The organism is Aliinostoc sp. HNIBRCY26, from assembly GCF_050235535.1.
Taxonomy (GTDB): Bacteria; Cyanobacteriota; Cyanobacteriia; order Cyanobacteriales; family Nostocaceae; genus Trichormus.
In genome coordinates this window covers 529,183-542,796 of sequence record NZ_CP189852.1, presented here as the reverse complement: position 1 = coordinate 542,796, position 13,614 = coordinate 529,183, and the positions used below count along the sequence as shown (strand labels likewise).

13 protein-coding genes are annotated in these 13,614 nt (G+C 41.1%); 8 read left to right on the top strand and 5 right to left on the bottom strand.

What is annotated here, in order from left to right; genetic code table 11:
• Window positions 1-126: 126 nt before the first annotated feature.
• From ACQFX9_RS02260 to ACQFX9_RS02245, 4 genes are all read left to right on the top strand, one after another.
• Entirely contained in the window at window positions 127-1,122 is a 996-nt protein-coding gene (locus ACQFX9_RS02260; RefSeq protein WP_427160518.1) for a glycosyltransferase, read from the top strand.
• A 102-nt stretch (window positions 1,123-1,224) separates the two neighbouring features.
• On the top strand, window positions 1,225-2,421 hold the full coding sequence (locus ACQFX9_RS02255; protein ID WP_427160517.1) for an FtsW/RodA/SpoVE family cell cycle protein: 1,197 nt from the start codon (window positions 1,225-1,227) through the stop codon (window positions 2,419-2,421).
• 120 nt (window positions 2,422-2,541) lie between these two features.
• Window positions 2,542-3,666, top strand: coding sequence for a magnesium chelatase ATPase subunit I (gene bchI / locus ACQFX9_RS02250; RefSeq protein ID WP_427160516.1), 1,125 nt, complete (start codon window positions 2,542-2,544; stop codon window positions 3,664-3,666).
• 699 nt (window positions 3,667-4,365) lie between these two features.
• Entirely contained in the window at window positions 4,366-4,686 is a 321-nt protein-coding gene (locus ACQFX9_RS02245) for a hypothetical protein (RefSeq protein WP_427160515.1), read from the top strand.
• Between the two features lie 30 nt (window positions 4,687-4,716).
• On the opposite strand, the gene ACQFX9_RS02240 is transcribed toward ACQFX9_RS02245, so the two are convergent.
• The gene (locus tag ACQFX9_RS02240; RefSeq protein ID WP_427160514.1) at window positions 4,717-5,805 is read right to left on the bottom strand and encodes a nucleotidyltransferase domain-containing protein; all 1,089 of its coding nucleotides are present in this window, start codon (window positions 5,803-5,805) and stop codon (window positions 4,717-4,719) included.
• Between the two features lie 563 nt (window positions 5,806-6,368).
• On the opposite strand from ACQFX9_RS02240, the gene rplU reads away from it, so the two are divergent.
• Both rplU and rpmA read left to right on the top strand, forming a co-directional pair.
• Complete coding sequence (gene rplU, locus ACQFX9_RS02235) at window positions 6,369-6,737, top strand: 50S ribosomal protein L21 (protein WP_236143791.1); 369 nt, start codon at window positions 6,369-6,371, stop codon at window positions 6,735-6,737.
• A 33-nt stretch (window positions 6,738-6,770) separates the two neighbouring features.
• Complete coding sequence (rpmA, locus tag ACQFX9_RS02230; protein WP_103135513.1) at window positions 6,771-7,049, top strand: 50S ribosomal protein L27; 279 nt, start codon at window positions 6,771-6,773, stop codon at window positions 7,047-7,049.
• Window positions 7,050-7,102: 53 nt separating this feature from the next.
• On the opposite strand, the gene ACQFX9_RS02225 is transcribed toward rpmA, so the two are convergent.
• Window positions 7,103-7,546: a hypothetical protein gene (locus ACQFX9_RS02225; protein WP_427160513.1), complete on the bottom strand. Its 444-nt coding sequence runs from the start codon at window positions 7,544-7,546 to the stop codon at window positions 7,103-7,105.
• 403 nt (window positions 7,547-7,949) lie between these two features.
• On the opposite strand from ACQFX9_RS02225, the gene cruF reads away from it, so the two are divergent.
• Together cruF and cruG are read left to right on the top strand one after the other, a co-directional pair.
• Entirely contained in the window at window positions 7,950-8,858 is a 909-nt protein-coding gene (cruF, locus tag ACQFX9_RS02220; protein ID WP_427160512.1) for a gamma-carotene 1'-hydroxylase CruF, read from the top strand.
• A gap of 192 nt (window positions 8,859-9,050) precedes the next feature.
• Window positions 9,051-10,247 carry a 2'-O-glycosyltransferase CruG gene (gene cruG, locus ACQFX9_RS02215; protein ID WP_427160511.1) on the top strand — a complete coding sequence of 399 codons (1,197 nt, stop codon included), beginning with the start codon at window positions 9,051-9,053 and terminating at the stop codon, window positions 10,245-10,247.
• A gap of 220 nt (window positions 10,248-10,467) precedes the next feature.
• Here cruG and rnhA read toward each other — a convergent pair whose 3' ends face one another.
• The 3 genes from rnhA to ACQFX9_RS02200 form a co-directional block, all read right to left on the bottom strand.
• The gene (gene rnhA / locus ACQFX9_RS02210) at window positions 10,468-11,376 is read right to left on the bottom strand and encodes a ribonuclease HI (protein WP_427162772.1); all 909 of its coding nucleotides are present in this window, start codon (window positions 11,374-11,376) and stop codon (window positions 10,468-10,470) included.
• A 332-nt stretch (window positions 11,377-11,708) separates the two neighbouring features.
• The gene (locus ACQFX9_RS02205; protein ID WP_427160510.1) at window positions 11,709-12,323 is read right to left on the bottom strand and encodes a hypothetical protein; all 615 of its coding nucleotides are present in this window, start codon (window positions 12,321-12,323) and stop codon (window positions 11,709-11,711) included.
• A 135-nt stretch (window positions 12,324-12,458) separates the two neighbouring features.
• A complete protein-coding gene (locus tag ACQFX9_RS02200) occupies window positions 12,459-13,484 on the bottom strand; it encodes an ABC transporter permease (protein WP_427160509.1) in 1,026 nt (341 codons plus the stop codon).
• Window positions 13,485-13,614 lie beyond the last annotated feature (130 nt).

Genomic DNA, 13,614 nt, shown 5'->3' with positions numbered 1-13,614 from the left:
GGACTGGGGACTGGGGACAAGGAAGACAAGGTAGACGAGGAAGACAAGGGAGAATATATCTACATCCTCAATGCCCAATGACTAATGACTAATGACTAATTACTAATGACTATTGACTATTGACTCTTGACTAAAACTTGGTTAATTTACGCTCTTGGTGGTGGTTGGGGACATATTAATCGCGCTTTGTCTTTGGGTAGAATTGCTGTTAACCAAAGAAGAATAGAAATTATTACTAATAGTCCCTATGCACAGTACATCAGTAAGGAAGGTTGCTTATTACATCAGATTTCTGATAGTGACAGTTTTGCTGCAACCTGTTTAAAAGTCCGAGAAATTTTTAATACTAATACTACTAAATATGATTGCCTAATTATTGATACATTTCCTAGAGGATTAGGTGGTGAATTAGCGGAAATATTACCGCAAATACATAACATACCAAAAATCTTGATTCATCGAGATATAAATCCTCGATATGTAGAAGTTAAAAATTTACGTTCATTTGTCACTGAAAATTTTCAGGCGGTAATTATCCCAGGGGAAGGAAAAGATTTACCTTTAGGAGATTTACCAGGAGTAATACACACAGCACCTTGGTTAATTCGCCACCCAGAGGAATTACCGGATAGAAAAATTGTGCGATCGCAGATCCTCAAAGTCGATGATAGTCGTAAAATTATCCTAGTTTGTGCGGCTGGGCAAATCTCAGAGTTATCCTTATTTACTCAACTCACTCTACAACTACACAAAGCCTTCCCTGAGTGCGCTGTCAGAATTTTATCCCCTTACTGTCCTAGCGAAGATTTACGGGATTTCTGGTTGTTTCACCATCCAGGAATCGAATGTTTTGCCGCAGCTGATATAGTTGTTGGCAGTGCTGGATATAACACAGTTTACGAATGTGCCTCTGTGGGTGTACCTTTAGTAGCACTACCACTACCAAGACTGTACGATCGCCAACAAAAAAGAGCCAGCAAAGTTTACCAGGTGCGTAACATCCCCGATGCACTCTTTACAGTCAAACAAATCCTCAATACAGTCACAGACAGCCAGTTAATCCCAAATTACATCAATGGCGCGATCGCCGCAGTGCATCACATTGCTAATTTTGAGTTATAAGTTATGAGTGTAATTCCTAACTTTCAACAAAGATTTAGGGGTTGAAATCCCCGAATTGCGAATTGCTTTAACAACTCCTTACCATTTACATATAACTGCATCGTGAATCTACGCAACCTGATTCCAATTTTTGATGATTCTGTCTCCAACTGGGCATTAGAGGCGCGGTTGTTGCGTTGGTTGACATTTATTTGGTTATTTGTCGGTTTGATTATCCTCTTTTCAGCATCCTATGTAGTGGCTGATGTTCGCCAAGGTGATGGACTATATTACTTTAAGCGACAAATCCTTTGGGTACTCGCCTCGCTGTTTGCATTCAACTTCATTGTGAACCGACCTTTACAGAAAATTTTAGGTGCGTCCCATTGGTTTTTAGGAATATTTTTATTATTAATTTTTGTGACTTTAGTTCCCGGTTTGGGAAAAAAAGCCTTTGATGCAGCCCGTTGGATAGCTTTAGGGCCAATTCCCATTCAACCTTCCGAATTAATTAAACCCTTTTTAGTGCTACAAAGTGCGCGACTGTTCGGACAATGGGAAAAATTAGCCTGGCGTGTTCGTTTAACTTGGCTAGCTATTTTTGGCTTAGTAATTTTAGGAATTCTTGCCCAGCCCAACTTAAGTACAGCAGCCCTTTGTGGAATTACTATCTGGCTGATAGCACTAGCTGGTGGTGTACCTTACAAATATTTAGCAGGTACAGCCATCGGTGGGTTTGCATTAGGAATACTCAGTATCAGCATTAAAGAATACCAACGCAAGCGCGTAATGTCATTCCTCAACCCTTGGGCAGATGCTACCGGAGACGGCTATCAATTAGTACAGAGTCTTTTAGCCGTAGGATCTGGTAAAACCTGGGGCGCAGGCTTTGGAATGTCCCAACAGAAGTTATTTTATCTGCCAATTCAGGACACAGATTTTATTTTTGCAATCTTCGCCGAGGAGTTTGGCTTTGTTGGCAGTATTGTCCTGTTACTGATGTTAGCTGCATTCGCCACCCTCGGCTTAATGGTAGCACTGAAAGCAAAAAACCCCATTCACCGTTTAGTAGCAATGGGTATCACCACCGTGATGGTAGGACAATCACTGCTCCATATTGCCGTAGCTACAGGTGCATTACCCACAACAGGTTTACCCTTGCCTATGTTTAGCTATGGTGGTAACTCCATGATTGCTAGCTTGATAGGTGCAGCCATACTCATTCGAGTAGCTAGAGAAAGCAGTGAAGCCGAAGTTGTACCCCTACACAGACCCCAACTAGAAAAGAAGCGTCAACGCCAACGGCGACGGATGTTTTAATATTGGGTATGGGGCATTGGAATGAAACCTCTCATACACGCCTTTTTTTAATAATTTCCCAACCCCCAACTGTGGCACAATAAAGAACTGTAATAAGAAAGATATTATTAAGGTAATTTAGTGACTCCAACTGCTCAATCCACGGCAAGTGCGCGTCGCGTGGTGTTTCCATTTACGGCAATTGTAGGCCAGGAAGAAATGAAACTGGCACTACTGTTGAACGTGATTGATCCCAAAATCGGTGGTGTAATGATTATGGGCGATCGCGGTACAGGTAAATCCACAACTATCCGGGCGTTGGCTGACCTCTTGCCAGAAATCTCCGTAGTCGCCAATGACCCCTTCAACAGCGACCCCCGCGACCCTGACCTGATGAGCGATGAAGTCCGCCAGCAGGTTGACCAAGGGTCTGAAATTCCCGTTGAACTAAAGAAAGTGCAAATGGTAGACCTCCCTCTGGGAGCTACAGAAGACCGCGTTTGTGGTACTATCGACATCGAAAAAGCTTTATCGGAAGGTGTGAAAGCCTTTGAACCTGGACTGTTAGCCAAAGCCAACCGGGGTATTCTTTACGTTGATGAAGTCAACTTACTAGATGACCACCTTGTAGACGTACTTCTCGATTCTGCCGCTAGCGGTTGGAACACCGTAGAACGGGAAGGTATTTCCATCCGTCACCCAGCTAGATTTGTACTAGTAGGTTCAGGAAACCCAGAAGAAGGCGAACTGCGTCCCCAATTGCTTGACCGATTTGGAATGCACGCTGAAATTCACACCGTTAAAGAACCAGCCTTAAGGGTGCAAATCGTCGAGCAAAGGTCAGAATTTGACCAAAATCCACCAGGATTTCTCGAAAAATACAAAACAGAGCAAGAATCTCTGCAAGAAAAAATCGTTAACGCCCAAAAGCTGCTACCAGAAGTCAAACTAGACTATGACCTACGGGTAAAAATCTCAGAGGTCTGTTCAGAATTAGATGTTGACGGTTTACGTGGTGATATTGTCACCAACCGCGCTGCTAAAGCATTAACCGCTTTTGAAGGTCGCAGCGAAGTTACAGTTGATGATATCCGCCGTGTCATCACTTTATGTCTGCGTCACCGTCTGCGGAAAGACCCCTTAGAATCAATTGATTCTGGCTATAAAGTAGAAAAAACTTTTGGTCGCGTTTTTGGTGTAGAAATTACCGAAAATGACACAAACCAAAGAAATGGCACAGGTCAAATGAAGACAGGTGTTAGATAGTCATTTGCCGTTGACGATACCAACACCAACATACAAATGTTTTTGTAGGGGTTGAACAATGTTCAACCCTCATATTAATTTTGGATTTTGGATTTTGGATTTTGGATACTTCTCTTCGAGACGCTCCGCGAACGACAAGTGATACAGTGAGCCTGTTGAACTGCTCAGTACAAGTTTTGAATTTTGGATTACAAACCTACATTCTTAGCCTATTCCAGAATCTCGTAAGAATACTACTTATCCCAATTCGGTATCATTCATAAGTTACAAGAAACAACATTACTGAAACAGCGAAAAATTGCTGTAGAAATTACTGTTTACACAAAATTTACGACTCATCACCGACTAAACGCCCCGCTTCCGCTAAAAGCACTCATCATTTATGAGTCAATACGGTTCAGATAAGAAAAATAAATTTCAACCAAGCCAGCAAATGATCACTCAACAAAAAACGAAAAAATGATTTTGGAGGGGGTTTGGGGGACGCAACCGTCCCCCAATCGGGGGCTTGGGGGAGAATCCCCCAAATCTTGCTCATTGTCTAATAGGCAGAGCAAAAATTGAGAAATCAACTCTCACCATCTTAACTGAACCGTATTGATTTATGAGTCACAAAACGCAAAATTACTGAAACAGCAAAAAATAACTGTAGAAATTACTAATTACTGTGTACTCATCACTCAGCACTCATCACTCACTATGAGAATTTGGCGATTTTGGTTGAACAGTTTCATTGTAGCTAGCCAATATAACCCCCCTAGTTTAGTAGAGTTAATCATGCTGACGTTAGCGATCGCCATGTTGACAGTTGCGATGATTACACCAGACAAACCCTATTTTATCTTGTGTTTAAGTTTGTCAGTAGGGGCTGCTATGTCTATTTTAGTGCGAGAAGCGATCGCACCTTCGCCCCAAACCAAAGTCACCCAACTAGCAGCAATCATCTTACTCCTCATTAGCTTTTATGGTCTTGCTGACACACTCAACACCCTTGATTTGATTAAAAGCAAACATGATTGAGCATTTCTTTTCCCCATCCCCAATGCCCAATTACCACCCTTGCATTTCCACTAATTCCATACACAAATCGCTAATCTTTTCTAAATTTGGGTGATGCGGTAAGGTAGATTTTTCATATACAGAATCCATTTGAGCCACTAAATCATTTGCCATTTGCATCACTTGTTCATAAGAATATGCACCCTTGAGAATAGCTTTTAAATCATCAACATCACCCGCTACTCTCCTATCAACAATTACTCTACCTGTCTGCAATATTTCTAACCCACTGCGTAGTAGTCTAATGCAGTGCATTCCATGTTTTAAGTCAAAACCTGACTTTCGTTCCATTTCTGCCCTAGCAGGATTGCGATTTTCTTGCCATGATATATAAGCTTTCCATTCCCTCAAAGCTACTTGGTAACTTTGACTCTTTTGTAACAGGCGAATAAAGTCGCCCCGGCTATTAGTTAATTTTTGCGTATACTCCAAAACTTCGTCAGGTAAGGTGTACTGTTTCAAAACACCTTTAAAATCAACATCAGCCGTCAGTAACTTATATAATTGTTCAGCCTCTTCTAAAAATTCGATTCTGCCTCTAATTAAGATATAAAGATACTCCAGAAAAGCGTTTAATTCATCTTTAATTAAAGGTTCTTCATTTTCGATGCCAAAATCAGATGGTAGAGGCTTTTTTTGTGGCGGATGTAATAACCACTTACGATGGGTTTCCATCTTTTTGATTTGAGCAAAAGCATAACCAGAATAAGTATGCTTAACTTTCTTACTTAAAAATATTTTTCTATGCTTAATTAAATGCTGACCAACATCAGTTAAAACAGGATAATTAGGCAACCACAGTAATTCTAAAACATTGGGATTTGCCCCAGCTAATAATTGCAAAACCTTTCTCAATTCATAAATAACTGTATCTTTATTGCCATCGATAAAAGGGAAAATCCCAGGTTCATCCCAACCGGCATCTATTTGTTCAACCTTGTCAAATCCCAAATAATACTTTTTAGGTGCAATAAACACACCCCGAAAATCAAAATCAGATTCAGGACGGTTTAAGCCATAGCCGTGGCTACCAGCTAAACCGATTAAAATAGTTCTGTTTTCAACGTCAATTCTTTTCATAGGCTAGTTTTAAAATGCCATTAATTTTGATGTGGTATCTACGACTTGCCCTGTCAATTCACCTCTTCTCCATCAAGCGTATCTGATTCTAAGCTAATCAGCATTTAAGTTGCATGAATCAATTCAAAATTCAAAATTCAAAATTCAAAATTAAAGACAGCCACCCACAAGGGGTGGGGTTTCTACCTACCTTGGGAGACAAGGATTTTTTCGCCCACTAGGGGCGAGGTTTTTAACCTAATTTTTTCCAATAAAGAGAAAATCTGAGTCAGGGTAATCCTTGGCTCAGATTTGTTGGTGCTGTTCTGTGTCAGTAATAACTACATCTAGCTTTTTGAGGATTTCGTAAATTTTGGGGAAATTCTTCCATAAATTCTCTATATTGGAATTTTCTCAGACACCACAGACAATATCTATCAGCAAATAGTTGACCAAATATTGCTAAATCGCATATGATTTTAGATTGTCTGTCTTATTCCTGCTCGGATCAGGTAGACACCATGCAAAAGCTGACAAAAAATTTTACCGTCAGCTACCTGTACGGCAACCTCAAGGACAATTTCATGACCTACGCAATTATTGAAACTGGCGGTAAACAACTCAGAGTTGAGCCAGGCCGTTTTTACGATATTGAACTGCTCGCTGTCGAGCCAAATGAAAAAGTTACAATAGATGCAGTTTTGCTAGTACAGCATGACGGCGGAATCGACATCGGACAACCCTTAGTCTCAGGTGCAACTGTAGAAGGTACAGTCATGCGCCACTTGAGAGGTCGCAAAGTTCTGGTTTACAAAATGAAGCCGAAAAAGAAAACCCGCAAAAAACGGGGGCATCGCCAGGAAATTACGAGACTAATGATTGATTCCATTACCATTAACGGTACAGTCTTAACTGCTCCAGCTACAGCAACTGCTGAACCTGCTGCTGAATAATAGTCAAAGAAGAAGCAATAACAAAAGGAAATTATGGCTCATAAGAAGGGAACAGGTAGTACACGTAACGGTCGTGATTCTAATGCTCAACGGCTAGGCGTAAAGCGTTTCGGTGGTCAAGTTGTACGTGCAGGAAATATTCTCGTGCGTCAACGTGGTACTAAGTTCCATCCTGGTAACAACGTTGGGATTGGCAAAGATGATACTCTATTTGCTTTGGTTGACGGTGTAGTTACCTTTGAAAGAAAGGGTAAATCAAGTAAAAAAGTCAGCGTTTATCCACCCGTTGCCACTGAAGCAGTCGCTAGCTAAATTTTTTAGTTGGGCAGAAATGCCCAACTACTAAAACTTTTTGAGCAGTGTTTTTAAAACCAGACTTTCTGTGTAATGGCTGTGTAAGCAAACGCACCTAAACCCACGCCTGTAACTGAAAAAACACAGGTAACTACAAAAGCTAGCCCTTCTCTAAATCCTGCTGATTGAAAGTCGATTCTGGCTAATATTGCCGACGCAACAATCAATAAGGTGTCAAGGAATATCCGAAACCACGCCAGCATCATAAAAAACAAAAATGCTCCCAACACAGCAGCCACAAAAGTCTTGGTGTTGGAACCGAGTAGCACAACTGAGTATTTAGCTAAAGTTGAATAGGGAGCTGTTAAGGTTCCCACTAAAAGTAACAAACTCAGCACCAGCACCAACCAGACAAACCAGGGGGCTTGTGCTTCAGATAAAGACCAACCCAACGTACCATAGGTAAGTATTAGTAGACCCAAAGTTATCCAAGGAATTCTCTTTACAATCAGCATGGATTGGTGAATATCTAATTTACTTGTTACAAATTTAGCCTTGCCTTACTGAAATCATTGTGATCTAGGTCATAAATCACTCACATTCAAAGCGTTTTTGGTGATGAGCAGCTTTGAACCTAAAATTATGTTTGCAACCCCCCAACTGGGAGATTATTGTTCAGCAGATTTTACTAGACAAAAGCTAGTTTATCTGGACACATTGTGGCGTTAATAGCTTAGACTATAACCTTATCATCCCATTTATTCTAGATGCAACCCATAGATTTTCATTCTCTGGCAAAAAAGTTCAACAAACTTTTGCAGAGAATTACAGGCAAAACTAGTTAAATATTTTCGTAAACATTTGTAAACTGATAGCAGCAGAGTAGCCGAGTATCACATCTTGATTTAAGGAATGATCATGAAACAGCTTGTTGTCTTTGAGCGCGTGTCCCTTATTGGTCACATTGTGTCAATGGTGTTTGGATTGGTAGGGATACTACTAGTTATACCGAATGCCGAAGTCATTCTTCATCTATCTGAGATAGGACAAACAGCCATGCAATGGAGTATGGCTGGAGGTGGAGTAGTCTACATGATTTTAGGGGCGGCTGCGGTATTTTTGTATTCCTTACGGACATTGGGTTTAGGCCGTACCTTGGGATTTATGCTGCCTGCGGTGTTAATTTCCTTAACCAGTGAACTTTTAGGAACAAGCACAGGTTTTCCTTTTGGTCACTACAGTTACTTAAGTGGCTTGGGTTATAAAATTGCTGGTTTAGTTCCATTTACCATTCCCTTGTCATGGTTTTATGTGGGTTGTTCTGCCTATCTGTTAGGACGTGCTGGTTTAGCAGTTGATAAAAAGCCGAGTTTGTTACGCCATATCGGTGCAGTTGTTTTAGGTGCGTTGTTACTTACATCCTGGGATTTTGTGCTTGATCCAGCAATGAGCCAAACATCTCTGCCTTTTTGGTATTGGCAGCAACCAGGTGCATTTTTTGGGATGCCTTATCAAAACTTTGCAGGTTGGATGGGTACAGGTTCAGTGTTTATGACTGTAGCTGCATTGTTGTGGAGAAATCAGCCCATTAAATTTGAGCGATCGCAGCTAAATTTACCCCTAGCAATCTATTTAGGTAACTTTGGTTTTGCAACTGTCATGAGTTTAGCAGCTGGGTTTTCTGTACCTGTGTTACTAGGTTTAGTCTCAGGCGTAGCCCCAGCAATCCTGCTATGGTGGAAAGCTACAGTTTCCCCATCCCCAATTGCTGTTGAACCAGCAGCTACTGAGGTTTCTGTGGCTAGTGTCAAAGTTGCCCTGAAGTAAAAAAATGAGATGAGGGACTGGGAACTGGTGAGTCAGTTCGCAAAATAGGGGTTTCCCCATCAGCGACTGACAAACCCCGAATGAGGGATAAGGGAAGTGAAAGAAAACATTCTATTCCCCATACCCAATTCCCCATGCCCAATTCCCCATGCAAAAGTATATTCAAGATTTCAACTGCACAATATTTTTACCGTGGACAACGCTTTAATAGTAGAAAGCGCGATATCGCTATTTTTCCTACTCATCCAATTACCTGCGACAGCGATACTGCTTTCGCGTCTACTTAAGGGGCCAAGACGCAATCCCCCCATTCAACCCCAACAGCCTACATCAGAAATTTTAGGCAGTGTCAGCGTTGTTATTCCTACCCTGAATGAAGCCCTCCGAATTAGTCCTTTATTGGCTGGTTTGAGTCGTCAGAGTTACGAAGTCCGAGAAATTATTGTTGTCGATAGTAAATCCCAAGATGGGACTCCCGAACTAGTAAAAGCTACACAGCAACAAGACCCCCGCTTTCGCCTCATGAATGATGATCCTTTACCTAAAAATTGGGTGGGTCGTCCGTGGGCGTTGCATAACGGCTTTTTGTCTAGTTCAGAAGATAGTGAATGGTTCTTAGGGATGGATGCAGACACACAACCCCATCCTGGTTTGGTGGCTGGCTTAGTGAAAACAGCAACAGCCCAAGGTTATGATTTGGTTTCGCTCTCACCGCAGTTTATCCTCAAGTATCCTGGAGAATGTTGGCTACAACCAGCATTATTAATGACTCTACTTTATCGCTTCGACCCCGCCGGAATTACTACAGAACAGCCGGAAAGAGTCATGGCTAATGGACAGTGTTTTTTATGCCGTCGGTCTGTATTGGCTGCTGTTGGTGGTTATAGCAGTGCTAGTAGTTCCTTTTGTGATGATGTCACTTTAGCACGTTACATTGCCGCCCAAGGCTTTAAAGTGGGTTTTTTAGATGGCGCAAAGGTGCTAAAAGTCAGGATGTATGAGGGAGCGTTAGAAACGTGGAAAGAATGGGGGCGTAGTCTTGACCTCAAAGATGCTTCACCTCAATCGCACATTTGGGGAGACTTATGGTTGCTTTCGGCAGTTCAAGGTTTACCTTTAATCATTGTGTTGAGTTACTTTTTGGTCAGCTTACTGTCACCTTTACCTGAAACATGGTCTTTAAAGTGCTTACTGGGATTGAATTTATTTTTATTATTCATTCGCTTTGCAATGTTACTAGCGATCGCACCTTCCTATGATCGAAACACTGCTACTGCTGGCTGGCTATTTTGGCTTTCTCCCTTTGCTGATCCTTTAGCTGTGTTGAGAATTTTCTTATCTGCATTACGTAAACCCAAAGAATGGCGGGGGAGAAAGTACGGGAATTAGTGGGGAGTGCTGAGTGCTGAGTGCTGAGTGGGGAGTTTTGAGTGTTGAGTAGGGGGTGTTGAGTAGGGAGTGCTGAGTCGAGATTAGAGTCAAGAAGATTGAATGGTTTTCGTAGAAAAACTCAAGAATCAACACTTACAACCTGACACCCACTATCTTTAACTAAAAAATCTACTCCTCCGCACTCATTACTCAGCACTCATTACTCAGCACTCATAACTTACTCTTCTTCACCTCCCAGGCGATCGCCTCGTTCTAGTTCCCAGAGTATTTGATTTCCTTCACGCCTTACCCGTGAAACTATCCAATTTCGCCATCGCCATTGGTCTCCTCGGCTAGTGACAGCACTAGCATGGACATCCATCAGGTATGCCAATTCCGAACTTGTAATCAGGTAGCCTTTAGCAGCAATTTCGTCAGCAATACGTAGAGTTTCAACTAAGTTACGGAGTTGTTCAACCCTTTGTTCAGGCAGCTGTTCTTCGACTGTAGCCGCAGCTTGTGCGGTAGATGGTTCCATAGTGGTTGTATATGTTGCGGAAGGTTCGATTTCTTGTATAGTTTTGTGAACTATTGTAGAGGTTGTAACATGATTATGTACTTTTGATACGATATTTCCATTATTGTCAGGTAAAGATTTATGAGTGTGATCAGTGAGTAATCGCTTCAGTGAAGGCGTTTTACCACTGGCAAAACTGCGAGCAATCACATCACAGCGTTCGTTACCGACGTTACCAGAATGTCCCCGGACATGGTGCCAATTGACTTGTTTAGTATTGAGTCCATCAAGAGTTTCTAACAAGTCTTGATTTTGGACTGGATTGCCATCGGCTTTTTTCCAGCCTTTACGCTTCCACCCTTTCACCCATTTAGTAACACAGTTAATCAAGTATTCGCTATCGGTATAGAGAGTAATGGGTTGAGTCTGTCCAGAAGCTTGGAGAAATTGTAAAGCCGCGATCGCGGCCTGCATCTCCATTTTATTATTTGTGGTGTGGCTGGCTGCATCACCCATTTCATGAACTGAACCATCATTGAAATAGACAACAACACCCCAGCCACCAGGGCCAGGATTACCAGTGCAAGCACCATCGGTGTATATACTTTCGATTATCGGTTGGGTAGACATAGTAAAAATATCAAACCGCATTGGTAAGCAATGACTTTAGCGGCAAAAGATGGGAAGCAATATATACGTTAACCTAGTAAAAATCAATCTTCCACTTAGCTTTAGAAAATATACTTAATTAGTTTGTAGTCATGACTTTAGTCATTGAGTTCCTCAACGCTAAAGCTAGAACCTAAATTAATCAAGTAAACTATATGATTACCAAGATATTGCGTAGACTTTGATTCCCCAACACTCATCACAGTTGAATAAATGTATTTTTTTATCGTAGTAATAATGTTGGTTTTCGCGTTGTCTGCATTCCTAAGTAAAAGATTTTCTTGCGCTGGCAACTAATAACTCACTGGGGCAGATATGAGAGTATGAGCAACAATACCAAGAATTTTATCTACTTCCCTAATAAAGTAATCCTGCTTATCAATAAAAACAGTATGATTACAAAGTTTTAAGAATTTCCAATCAGTTCCTGTAGTTACTACACCATAAATTTCATTAATGGGGTTTTCCTGTTGTTGGTTAAACAACTTAGAAGCAATCATTGTAGCAATGCACTGGCCTAAACCAGATTTAATACTTTCATTTTTAGCCTCCACAATCGTCACCACAGGAGCAGTAATATCATATTGTTCTTGGGATTTGCACAAGATAAAATCACAACATCCTTCTAAACCTTTATCAGCATCAACATTAAATTCTGACCCAGAAAAAATACTAACTTGATATTTTAAATAACGCCTAACTTCTATGAGAACAGGCATAATAACCAATTCTGAGCGAGCTTTTTCTGTATTGATTGCTGTTACTAAAGGCAAATGTTCTGCCAGGATAATGTTGAGGTAATCGGTAGGTGCAACAGTTGGAGTATTCAAGAATAAATCTTGATTTTCAATAACTGTGAGGTTGAAATCTTTTTTAACTTTGTTGAAAGTAAAGGCACTATATGACATTTTTAACCTCTACTTATATGCAGAAATATTTGTGGATGAAGTCAGTATCTAGAGTGTGAAATCAGCAATTTTTGAGTCAGGAATTAAGTCTATAAATAAGGACTAAAGTCCTGACTACAAACTTGCTGGCTATGCTTAATAACGGATTCTGGGATCAACGTAAGCATTGAGAATATCAATCAAAATACTCGCGCCAACAACGATCGCACCAAAAAATACTAGTACACCTTGTACTGTGGGATAATCGCGATCGGATATTGCTTGATATAGTCTATTCGCCAACCCCGGCCAGGAAAATGTCACTTCAGTTAAAATCGCTCCGCCTAACAAGGAAGCAAAGGTTAAACCCAACACTGTAATCACGGGAATTAAGGCATTTTTCAACGCATGGGAGACTAAAATTTTATTTTCCGCAACTCCTCTGGCTCTAGCTGCTTCTACATAGTCAGCGCGGAGAGTTTGTTTTAAGTTCACGCGGACAATTCGCTCAAAAATGCCACTTAATAAAATTCCTAAAGTGATGCTGGGAAGGGCTAAATGGTGTAAAGATGCGAAAAACTGAGTAAAGTTGCCTTTGAGTAAGCTATCTACAGTATACAAGCCCGTAATTAATGAGGGAGGGTCAAGATTGGGTGGAAAGCGGTTAGAGTTGGGAAACCAACCCAGTTGTACGGAAAAAATCAACTGTAACAACATTCCCGCCCAAAACATGGGCAGTGCGTAGGTAACAATGCCAAATAATCGTCCCCCCAGATCAAAGGATGTTCCAGGACGAGAAGCGGAAAGTGTTCCTACCAAAATACCAACCACCAGAGCCACCGCCATACTACAGACAGCTAACTCTACTGTGGCGGGAAAATGTTGTCCGATAATATTCCAAACTTGCTGTCCTCGACTGGTTAAGGATGTACCTAAATCGAATCGCAGCAAACTACCCAAATAATTGAGGTACTGTAGCCATAAAGGTAAATCCAAACCTAATTGTTTTCTTAATTCTTCTTTAGCAGCTTCCGGTGCGCGTCCCCCCAAAATCGCATCGGCGGGATCTCCTGGGGTAGCGCGAAGTAATAAAAATACGATGGTAATGATAGTTAATAACTGGAGTGGTGCTAGGAGCAACCGAGAAACCACGTAGTATTGTAAGGCTTTTGATCTAGACATTTTAATTATTAGTCAATAGTTATTAGTCATTAGTCATTAGTCAATGGTTATTAGTTAATCATCTAAATCTCAATAAGGACAATATTCAAGCTTTAATCACTTAGCCTCTTGGCTTCTTGCGTACTACCTT